The organism is Microcoleus sp. Pol11C2 (genome assembly GCF_036701505.1).
In the GTDB taxonomy this organism is placed as follows: domain Bacteria; phylum Cyanobacteriota; class Cyanobacteriia; order Cyanobacteriales; family Microcoleaceae; genus Microcoleus.
Map to the genome: position 1 here is coordinate 77,166 of NZ_JAUBQX010000027.1, position 11,388 is coordinate 88,553.

General features: G+C 41.3%; 5 protein-coding genes. 1 reads left to right on the forward strand and 4 read right to left on the reverse strand.

From position 1 onward, the window contains the following. Nucleotides 1-130 precede the first annotated feature (130 nt). The 4 genes from QUA42_RS16805 to QUA42_RS16820 form a co-directional block, all read right to left on the reverse strand. On the reverse strand, nucleotides 131-6,676 hold the full coding sequence (locus QUA42_RS16805) for an nSTAND1 domain-containing NTPase (protein ID WP_333138379.1): 6,546 nt from the start codon (nucleotides 6,674-6,676) through the stop codon (nucleotides 131-133). A gap of 86 nt (nucleotides 6,677-6,762) precedes the next feature. After that, on the reverse strand, nucleotides 6,763-10,212 hold the full coding sequence (locus QUA42_RS16810; protein ID WP_333138381.1) for a caspase family protein: 3,450 nt from the start codon (nucleotides 10,210-10,212) through the stop codon (nucleotides 6,763-6,765). Nucleotides 10,213-10,310: 98 nt separating this feature from the next. Then, the gene (locus tag QUA42_RS16815) at nucleotides 10,311-10,541 is read right to left on the reverse strand and encodes a hypothetical protein (protein ID WP_333081136.1); all 231 of its coding nucleotides are present in this window, start codon (nucleotides 10,539-10,541) and stop codon (nucleotides 10,311-10,313) included. A 167-nt stretch (nucleotides 10,542-10,708) separates the two neighbouring features. Next, nucleotides 10,709-10,831 carry a hypothetical protein gene (locus QUA42_RS16820; RefSeq protein ID WP_333138382.1) on the reverse strand — a complete coding sequence of 41 codons (123 nt, stop codon included), beginning with the start codon at nucleotides 10,829-10,831 and terminating at the stop codon, nucleotides 10,709-10,711. A gap of 221 nt (nucleotides 10,832-11,052) precedes the next feature. Between QUA42_RS16820 and QUA42_RS16825 the strand changes: the two genes are divergently transcribed. Beyond that, nucleotides 11,053-11,301, forward strand: a complete 249-nt coding sequence (locus QUA42_RS16825; protein WP_333138384.1) for a gamma-aminobutyric acid A receptor, epsilon-like protein — start codon at nucleotides 11,053-11,055, stop codon at nucleotides 11,299-11,301. Nucleotides 11,302-11,388: the final 87 nt, after the last annotated feature.

The window sequence follows — 11,388 nt, forward strand, 5'->3', positions numbered from 1 at the left end:
TTTAGGAAGGCGATCTTCGCCAATGCCAATGGCAAGGTAACAGAATGGTTAACATAATGATTCTTGAGTGTTTGGATATGATTAAAGTAGAATGATTTTGGCGATCGCCTTGGCTCGACCCTAACCTTACCTATTTAGAGGTTTTTGGTTTAGTGACCTGGTTTGAGTTGGTGTTATTCTCTACGGTAACAAAATCATAGCCGTAGCCGGAATTAGAACCAGGCTGAATCTTCACAAGTTCGATAATATTTCCGTCGCGATCGCCCGATGGTAAAAACTGTACTGGTTCGATTGCCGCCTGAGCAGGAAAGGTATTTGACTGGAGAACTTTAGCGATTTCTTTGCGGTTGGGATTTTGCTTGATAGCTGCCATCAAAGCTTTTGCTGCATCGTAAGACATGACAGTTCGCCAGTTAACATCTCGATCTCCCCAAAGGTTTTTAGAGGCGGTCGAAAAGCGGGACTCACGATTATTTTCAATATGCCAAGGAATTGCAACAACCATACCAATTGCCTGTTTTCCCGCTTTTTCCAAGATGGTAGGCCCATAAAGAGCGTCTCCCCCTAAGATAGGCAACTGCCCTTTATTGGCTTTTAAAACTTCAAAAGTATGATTGAGCTTGCTAGTATCTGCCAGTAAAACCAGCACGGTATTTTTATCGAGTCTTTGAAGACTCTTTGCCACATCAAAGTCAGGAGCAGACAAGTCAACTTCTTTCAATATTTGTCCTTGTCCTTGTGCCTGAGAAATTGCAGGGCTAGTTTCATACTTGGAGCAGTGGCGATTTAATTGTTCTCCTCTTTTTCCTGAAAAAGCAGTTGTAAACTCAGATGCAAGAGAGCAGCTATATTCGGTTTGCGAATTATAAAACAAGACGGCTTTTTGCTTCTTGAACGACTTAAGCGTATAATCAGCTAACTTTTCCGCCGCTACTTGATCGCTAGGGACAGTGCGAAAGACGTATTTGTCTTTGCCAAGCACATTTGACAAGTTCACCGAGGTACTGACTGGAGAAATTGCCACTAATCCTTCCTTGTTGTAAACTGTCGCTGCTTCTCTGGTGACACCGCTGGAAAAGTGTCCTACAACGCCAAGAACATCGGGATTATCAGCGAGTTTTTTTGCAATTTCTTGGGCGACTTTTGGATCGTTGAGATCGTCAGCAATTAATACTCGTATAGGTATGATGCCCTGCTGTGTCTTTGCCCAGTTGTTAAAATCGTTTTGAGCTTGAGCAACTCCGCGCAGGATTTCTAAAGAACCGTTGACATCGTTACTAATGGGAGCCGACACTGCGATCGTGTAGGATCTTTGATTGCCAATTCGGGCATTGTTTAGGTAAATTCGGGCTTCTGGGTCATTGGGGTTGTTCTTTGGGTCAAGGTAGGCTGTTAGGGACGTTATAGCTTGCTCAAGATCGCCAGAAGCGATCGCCTTTACACCAGCCTCTTTGTTGGGATTCGTAAGGGTCGGCACTAAAATTTTGTCACCCATACTGATTTGCGTATTCTGCCCATTTCGAGCGTTGTAGGTAATTGGCTCTACTTCAGGCTGTTTGTCAGGAATGCTAATTTGCGTATCCTGTGCTGTTTGCTTATTCCAAACATAATTTTGGCAAGTGTTTTTAGCACCTTTCTCTTCATCATCCTTTGGATTTTGTAATACCGGATGGTACTGTAAGCGATTACAAGCTACTTTAAGCCAGTCTTGCCAATCAATCAGTGGTTTAAGTAGGCGTAAATAGCTACCAGCCTCTTTCACTCCTTGAATACTTGTCAAAAGAGTGTTGCTGTTAGGATTGAAGGCTATGGGGATGTGTTGAGGATAAGTGGCTTCAGTTGAGTTCTGAAAAGGTATACTTGCAAGGGAACCATCTAGGTTCCAGAATTTGACAGTTTGGTCTGCGCTTGCACTGACAATTGTTTTGCCATTAGGACTAAAAGCTACCGATTTAACAGAGCGACTATGTGCATTAATAATCCTAAACCCAGTAGGTTTACCCTTCAAATCCCACAATCGCAGCGTTTTATCGTCACTACCGCTAATAATTGTTTTGCCATCGGGACTCAAGGCAACGGAAGTTACTTTATCTGTATGTCCCTCAAAGGGCTTGCCTTTCGGCTTTCCCTCTAAATCCCACAAGCGTAGTGTTTTATCGTCACTGCCACTAATAATTGTTTTGCCATCGGGACTAAAGGCAACCGATGTTACTTTGTCTGTGTGCCCTTGGAAGACTTTGGGTGGATTGCCCTTTAAATCCCACAAGCTTAGTGTTTTATCGTCACTGCCACTAATAATTGTTTTGCCATCGGGACTAAAGGCAACCGATGTTACTTTGTCTGTGTGCCCTTGGAAGACTTTGGGTGGATTGCCCTTTAAATCCCACAAGCGTAGTGTTTTATCATCACTGCCACTAATAATTGTTTTACCATCGGGACTAAAAGCTACTGCATTAACAAACTCAATTCCATTCTGCTCTGCGCGCTTTCTTTTAAAGGGCGGTTTAACTAGACGACCTTGGGAGTCAAATAACATAACAGTAGCTTGACGACCGATCGCAAAGAAATTACCATCTGGACTAAAAGCTAGAGACTTCACATAGTCCTGAGCTTGAAATTCTTCCTTTTTTCCCTCGTATGTTAACTCTGGGTACTGAATGTTTGAGACATTGAATGAATCACTAACATCCCAAAGACGAATAGTTCCATCACTACTGGCACTCACAAGTTGTTGCGCTTTAGGATTAAAGGCAACAGCATTTACCTTTCCTGTATGGCCTAAGAGAACAGGAGGAATATCTTTATCGCTACCCCACAGGCGAATGGTATTGTCCTCGCTACCACTGGCGATAGTTCCGTCAGAGTCAGAAGCGATAGATGTTACTGGAAGAGTATGTCCTTCAAAGGCTTCAGAAGATAAATAAAGTTCACTATTTTCTCTTAATTCCCATTTCTCGACATTAAAATTTATTATGGAACCACTTCCCTCTAAACCTAAACACGTTCCACGTCCAATCAAAATATTTTTGTCATCTAAAAAGGCGATCGAGCAAATGCTACTGGTACGATTAAACACATCACCCTCAATAATATTAGGAGGGTTTAGATCGTGTTCACTAGGTTTTCCTCCCTGACTCTTCCAAAGCAATAATTTCCCATCTCGAATTGCTGCGACTCGCAGTCCATTAGGACTTAGTGCAACTAAGTTGGAAGGCTTCGTTCCAGATTCAGAGGGTAGAGTGGTTAAAAACTTGTTATTTCCAGTTTCAAAATTTCCCAAGGCTATCCTTCCATCTTCATAGCTTATGGCAATACTGTTACTTTTATGATTGAAGGAAACAGAAATCACCTTGCTATTGTTATTAGCGCTGAACTTTTTAATTTCATTCCCATTGAGATCCCACAAACGCACAAGACCATCATTGCTACTACTGACAATTTTCTTACCATCTGAGCTAAAGTCAACAAAATTAATGCTGTTGCCAGTAGAAGTGCTTTCAAACAACAAGTGGACTTTACCTATAATACTCCATAAAGCAATTGTTCCATTTTGACCTCCACTAACAATCCTTTGACCATCTGGACTAAATGCAACAGATAATACTTCCCCTTGATTACTCTCAATTCTCAGTTGTTCTCTAGAATTGGCAACTGCATTAGATAGGCTGTATTTAACAGGAGTGATGACGTGTCTGAGGCGGAACTGGCTTTCTCCAGTTGCCTGTATTGCTAACATTAAACCTTCAACAGGAGTTTCTGCTTGTAAAAGATTTTGCGTTCTAGCTGCTTTTTCCCTCAATAAACTGAGTTGCAACTGCCACAACACTGCAAGGAATATTGAGATTCCCACTGCGGTAATTACCCCAAGATTAATTCGTTTTTGACGAATGCTCGAATTAACAAATTTAGCCTCAGTAATGTTAAACCAATTATCTTCTGATTGCTTGATTTGTTTCAACTGTGGCAGTCGCGGATCGTCATACCACAGGAAACCAATAGCTTTTATATATCCCATGATATATCCGTCACTTACCTTTTTACTTAACCAATTATTCGCAGCATTAGTTAGTTCTCGTTGTAAAACCAAATTAATTTTTAAGGGGTTGTCTGATTTTTTGCCAAAGGGCAAACTAATACTTCTTTTTTCTGACATCTCTTGTCTCTCATCAAGCCAATTCTTAATCTTCCCCCATCCCATGATTAAAGCATCATGGGCGGGTTCAATATATTTTTTATTATCCTTATTTGTATCTGTAACCAGAAGCCGTGCGTCTACAAATTCCTGAACTACTGTTTTCCGTCTTTCATTTTCTTCTAACCCTGGATATTTTAACTCAGACTCAAGTACCCGTCGGCGAGCTAATTCACCACCACCAACTGCAACCATTCGCAGCATTACACGGCGAATTGTTTGCTCGTAAGCTTTATCCCTTTTGACTAACTCCTCATATTTCCGGTTTGCACTTTTGGTAAGCGATCTGACCACTCCACCCAGGTCTTTATAATCGTCTTTAGTCAGAGCCCGGTTATTCCTTTTTCCATCTTTTACAGCATCTAAATATTTGAAATAAAGCTCACTCAGAGTAAAAGAAAGTAAAGGTAGTGCTCCGGGCATTTGCTCTACCTCATCGAGCAACTCATCTACTAAATGTGGATCAAAATACATAACCTTTTGTGCCGCAGGTTCCTCAATTGCTTGGCGTAACTCGGCTCGTTTCATAGCCGGGACCACAAATCTAGCGTTTGCCCAGTAATTCTTAAGGACAGCATCCTGAAATTGGGGTTCAAAATCTGAACGCAGCGTCAACACAATTCGCAACTGTTTTGAGTAAGAGTTTATTGTTTTTTCCAACCAAATCAGAAATTGCTCTCGTTCTTGCTCATCGCGGCAGAGAGTAATTAGTTCTTCACTCTGATCGATTACTATTAACAGCTTAGATTCAGGATATTTTTCGATCCATGATTCTAGGTTTTTCGAGAGTTTTTTAACTTCTCGTTCAAGTTTATGGGTCTGATGAGGTTTACCCTTAAACAATTTAATAAACTTACTGAAATTGTCAAAAATATCTTCTTTCACCTGGTTAGGGTCTGGCATAAAACTAGGAACACCAAGGCACTGTTCCAAAGCATTATTTAATGTCTGAAAGGGATAGTTACCAAAACGAATAGGTCCCAAAAACTGCCACGGGTGATTCAAATATTGTAAATGAGTTTCTAATTGTTTATTCAAATTTGCCAACTGCTGTTCAAAGCTTCTTTCCGAGTCATTAAGCAGCTTCAATTCACCTAATATATTCTGTTTGGTAAATTCTTCTAACAAATCTTGCTTGAATAATTTTAACTCATCAGTGGATTTGACATTTCCTAATTGTTGTATCAAACTTTCTAACTTATTTTGCCAAGTCGTTAGCTGATTCTCTTGTTGTTTTAAATCATCTATTTCCTCCTTTTTTCTTTTTTGATCTTCTAACTCATTCGCCTCTTTATTTTGTGTTAAGTTTTGCTCTAACTTCTGCTTCCATTTTTTCAATTCTGCAAAGCTGGTTTTCTTTAAATAAGGAATCAACCCCGCCTTAACCAAACTGGATTTACCCGTTCCAGAAGCTCCTAGCACGACTGTCAAAGCTGACTCACTGAAAATAAATTGATGATAAAGCTTTTTAATCTGTTCTTCTCTACCAAAGAACAAGTCACTATCTTCTTCGTTATAGGACTCCAATCCTCGATAGGGATTATTTTCGGGATTAAGTTCTGGTGCATCCTCTAACTTATTTCGGTTAAAATCAGGCAACAGAAAAATAAATTCTCCGTTGCGATGTTTTCTGAGTTCGCACAAGCCGGGAGTTTGACGCTTGAATTTTTCTTCTGTTCTAGGTTCAACCTGCTTTCGTAAAAAAGAATAAAGATCGGTGGCAGTAATAATTCCATCATCCCAATGAGCCACAGTCTTGTTATTTCTGTTGTCATCCTTCTGATTATTTGTTCCACATAACGCATCAAAAAGAGCTTGAGCAAAGGGTGAGTGATTTCCCTTGGCAGTTTGACCTCGTTTGCCAAATGAATCTGCCGCTTTCTGATCGTCTGCTGCTGACGTAATGACTTGCCATGCGGGATCGCTAATATAATGATCGTAGCGTTCTTTATAAACTTTTACTTCCAACTCCCATTCTCGTTTGAGACATGACCAACGAAATGCCCCAGCAAAGCAAGAGTCTAAAATCACTAACAGATGCCGACAAGGAAGTTCAATCAAGGCATCATGTAAGTCTTCCATAGGCAACCAAGTGTGTTCATCGTTAGTGGCATCTTGAGGAATTAAATACCCCACTGGTCCATCTTGACTATCCAGGGCTTCTAAAGCTTTTCCATGCCCAGCAAAGTAAAATATAAGGCGATCGTTCTCAGTAATATCTAGTTTTTCCTTGCCTACTATTATTTGCTTCTGTTTGAAATTTTCCATCAGTTGGTTTAATCGCTTAAGGGTGCCATCTTCATCTAGTAGCAACTGAATTTCATATCGCTCATGCTTATATTCTTCCCCAAGAATTCTAGCAAACTCTTCAGCATCTGGTCTAGCTGTTTCCAAAGGACGAATATCATTATTATGACTCTGATATTCATTGATTCCAATAATAATGGCAAAGTTACGGTTAAACTCATGCTTGGAAGTAGACATTATTCAAACTCCTGCTAGATAAATGGGAAGATCAAAATGCCGAAGAAGCAAAGTAAGAAAAGAAAGCTCTTACCTTTGTTTTTTGTTTATGTATGTTGACTGAGAGCTACACTCAAAGCTTTCAAACCTTCTGGGTGATCGAAATAAGTTAAATGGTCGCAAGCTACTTCTTGAATATGGGTAGCAATTTTTCTTCTTTCTGGAATACTCGTAATGCTTTGCACTGTCACCGCAATATCATTCAATTGGCCCAGGAATGGCAATTCTACAACTCGACTGCATAACTTTTGCATCAGCCGCATTAATCGACTCGCTTCTTCTCCTTGTGCCTGCATCGCTTTAATCGAAGTATTACCAGCAATGACTGAATAAGAAATACCTGGATCGTTAGGACTTGCAGCCAAGGATTTAAGGAACTCCGAACCGGGTTTCATCTGGTCTAGGGCTACATCCACAGTTTCGATTGCACTGACTAAACACCCCAACACTTTCACAGGCCAAGCAACGCTAGAAAGACTATTAAGTCCAATTCCTAAAGCAAATGTTGCCCAGTCTTGAACCGTTGGCCAAGGAGAACCCGCATTCGGCGTACCCAACATGATTAAATGTTGAACGAATTTATTGCCACCTTCTCGTTCAATAAACCAACGAGAAACTAACCCCCCCATTGAATGAGCAACAATATGCAAAGTTTTGCCGTGATTCGCCTTCAATCCTATTTCTTCGAGGCGTTTTTTCAACTTACGAGCATTGTCTTCAATTGAAGTATTAATATTCTCGTAGTCAAAAGTCAAAACTAGGTCATAATTATCTTTGAGAGGACACTGTTTTCCATTCAATGTTACTTTTGCTCGTTGAACGCTCTTGACTATACTATCGGTATCACCCACGATGCCGTGTATATAAAGCAAAATTCGCTGACTTTTTGCTAGCCATGCTTTAATCTGAACTCGATCGCTGACATAGGTTATCGTTTCATCGGGCGCTACCTCAGCCACTCTTAGAAGCGGATATTCACACTCTAAACCCAGCTTTTCACTGACTATTTTTTGAAACAGGATTTTAATAGATCCTTGAACACTTCTGTCATGATTGAAGGGTTTTGGTAATCGTTGTAGCTGAATCTCTGTTTTGCCATCTTTAGTTTTTTTACCTCGACCTAATGGAAGGAAAAATTCACCATCATAACCAACCGGTAAGAGATGCTCATTTTCTCCTAATATTGTGTCAACTAACAATTTTAAAGGCGCATCAGGAGTAACCACTGTGTAGTCTTGAATTTGACTCAATTCCAATACACTTAAACCCGGAGCTGTACCGCGACTGGTTGTGAATTGAAAAGTTTGACTCACTTGAGGATCTTCTCGCAGAATGGGAGGCAGGATTAGATTTCCTAAATCCCGACTTACTTGAGGAATTGTCGTTAAACGTGCATGGGCTTGTAAGCTAGGATGGGCTTGTAACTTGACTCCCTCTGCTAATTTCTTCTCCCCTGTATGGGGTACTGAGGTAGTATCTAAAGGTCGAACAGTCGTGATTGTAATTTGTTCAGTAAACCAATCATCATATTTCTGTGGGCTTGCAGATTCCCATTCACGACTTTGAACCCGATTCATCAAACGATTTAGAGAGTTTTGGTTTGAGGGGCCTATATCTCTTTGTATGGGTCGGGGGACATCAAGTTTATCTTGAGTAAGCAATCGAGCATCAAACTCTGCCGTACTAACAATCAACTTAATGATGTTTTTGTACTCTGTAATTCTCAGTTTCCATAATTCGTCTGGCAATGTTAATCTTCCAGATTCACTGACGAAGGGTTCTTCTCCTGGCTTAAACTGTCTACAACCTTCTTCAAAAAACGGTGCTTGGACAGCAAAGAGGTCTGTAAGGATAAGTAAACTACAGTAAAGCGTCTTCTCACTTGTATTGGTGAGTTTTATTTGAACAGTAGAAGGCAGAAACTTCTTTTCTTCATCTTGATCCCTGTACTTGTACTCTAAACGCATCTGCCCTGATTGAGATAAGTCTTTATCCTCAAAGATGAGTTCCATCTTGATGTCATCGTCTTTAATCACGCCATTACCCGAATTCGGAAGCTCTACGATCGCATTCCATCGGGCAATATGTTCTAATCGTTCAATCGCTGTTAAAGCATTCTCTGGGGTATAACCATCAATCTGAGCCACTAAAGGACGGTCATCAGCGGGTCGAGAAATCAAATACTGGTCATTCCGACACAGCAAGTAAAATTGAGCTTTGGTGAGTTCCTGTTCTTCACGGACATAAGCAGAGGGTTGGTTTTTCAGTCCTGCTGACTGTATCGCTTGACGTGCTAACTTCACCCCCGCCTCCTCACCTTCAAAATAAACGCCTAGAGGGGGCAAAGGTAAACTGGTAATAACAGCTTTAAAGGTTTTAGTTTTGTCAGAATCTAGGTTCTCAATTCCACTGATACTAATCTGACTTAGCTGTGGCAAAACCTGAGTTACTTTGGCTTCACCCAAAGACTTCGAGGGTTCGCGCAAGTCTTCAGTATGGCTGTCCAAGGGAAAGATTGCTAATAAAGTGGTTTCGCCGTTAGAAGGACTTTGAATGGCGTGAACAGCACCCCCATCAATGACCCAACCATACTTTTTGTGATAGCTAACTGTGAAATAAGGAATCCGTTCGGCGATCGCGCCATCTAAGAAAAATTGATTATCATCCCCTGGATTATTGATTTCAAGTTGGGGAGACTGATCTAAAACCCGACTACCAATTATAGCTTTTGCTCGGTTGAATAAATCCCGATAGGTCAACTTGCCATTCGCTTGCTGCAACGTATCCATTAAAAAATAGGAAAAAGCTCCCCGTTGCTGACCCCCTCCGTTGTATTCCTTCGCAAGTTGACTATCTTGACAACCCCCTAAGAGAATATGACGACCTTTAGGAAGTTTCAAGCCAATGGAATCCACTTCACCGTTACTGGAATTAGAGAGTTTCTCTAATTCGTCAAGTTTAAAGATAAAGCTATCTATTGGGCGCTTGCGCTTGTCTGTGGAAGCGAGACGGACTCCTGTTTCTTGGAAGGGATTTTTAGTCCCAGAACCGGAATGACAGCAATCAAGAATAATAGTAATGTGTGGTTTTTTAGCTGAGACTTCAGAAATCAGTTTTGCCAATTCTTTATCGGCTAAATCCCAGCCTCCTTCCTGGCGACTCTCATAACAGACCAATGTTTCATTATGTCGATCAGGTTCTACGTGCCAAAATTCCTGTGGTGCTTCTTCCTGAGCGCCATGACCACTGTAGTAGAAGAGAACTACATCATTACTTTGAGCGTTACACAGATGTTTCCGAAATCCATCTATAATCGCTTGACGGGTAGCCTCTTGATCCTTGAGTGTTTGCAAATGTAGTTGATATCCTTCTTTGGCAACCCGTTCATTTAGATACTGCGCGATCGCTGTAATGTCATTAATACAGCCTTGCAACGGAGGAGTTGGAGCTTCATATTTGTCTATTCCAACTAATAGTGCGTAGATGTTACGAGTCATAAGCGTTTAGTTTATAGAGGGAAAAAGGCAAAATTGAAAGTTGTTTCGAGTTGAGCTTGAATTTCTCGCTCGTCAAACAATTCGCTGCCCATCAGATTCTAGGATGTGACATTCAGGCGCTTGAAGAGAGGATCGCCAAAGTTGACATCCGCACGATCGGGACTTCCACCTCTGGGAGTCGCACTTAGAGCCTCATCAAGACTTTCTAAAGAAGCCGCTCTCGGCGTTGGATCTCTCGCTATTTCTTGAACTCTGATTCCAAGCTGCGCCTTGAGACTATCTTCATCAAGCTCTAACAGCTTTTGATATAATTCATCACTCTGTGTCATAAAGCTTAATTTTAGTTGTTGAATTTCAACTAAATTTTGGGGCTGGTCGTGGTTTGATTCTAAGAGAGCAATCCCCAAAAAGTTCCTAGCTTTTAGTTGAGTCTTAAATTAGCCAAAAGGCCAGCTCCCAACTGGCCGTAAGTACAGGACAGAACCTGTACTTTTGGCTAGGTGTCGTCCAAAACTACAGGCTGGCAAGGCTTTTCAAAGGGCGATCGATTCCGCGATTTTAGATTAAAGATTTTCTCCCACGGGCTGTAGCGATCGCAGGTGATGAGTAGGCTACGCATTTTTCAAGGGTTCACGGCCTGTACCGGGGGGCTGTGACCAAATTGCTTTCGGTCAGCATAAAAATCAAATACAGATAAACCCGGTTGCTTTCATCTACTCCAAAAAGCTGATAAAAAACGGTGCCAAATATCAATTTTAATAAACTTTAACTATTTAGATAGATGCCGTATTTTGAGCTTTTTATCTACGATGATTGTATCGAGTTATTAATAGAATTGCCGTGATTTTTCCCAACCATACTCCGTTTCCAGGCCCACAGATTCCCAGCACCGAACCGGGGCTGCCGACTATACCCGCATCCCCACCAGTGCCGGGCCCCGTTCCCGAACCGATTCCCGGGATAGTACCGGAGCCGGTACCTGCGCCAATTCCCCAGCCCATTCCCGAACCGGTGCCAGAAACTGTACCCTCTCCAATTCCTCAGACAGTGCCGGAGCCTATTCCTCAGACAATCCCGGAACCTGTTTAAATTATGTTTTATACCAATTTTATGTGAAGTTGCATATAATAGAGAGATAGCTTGTATGGTGCGTTTATGAGTCGTAGTTTAAAAATC

Excerpts from the sequence above, each read along its gene's own strand:
- QUA42_RS16805 (WP_333138379.1), bottom strand. The coding sequence starts at position 6,676 with ATGTCTACTTCCAAGCATGAGTTTAACCGTAACTTTGCCATTATTATT.
- QUA42_RS16810 (WP_333138381.1), bottom strand. The coding sequence starts at position 10,212 with ATGACTCGTAACATCTACGCACTATTAGTTGGAATAGACAAATATGAA.
- QUA42_RS16815 (WP_333081136.1), bottom strand. The coding sequence starts at position 10,541 with ATGACACAGAGTGATGAATTATATCAAAAGCTGTTAGAGCTTGATGAA.
- QUA42_RS16820 (WP_333138382.1), bottom strand. The coding sequence starts at position 10,831 with ATGCGTAGCCTACTCATCACCTGCGATCGCTACAGCCCGTGGGAGAAA.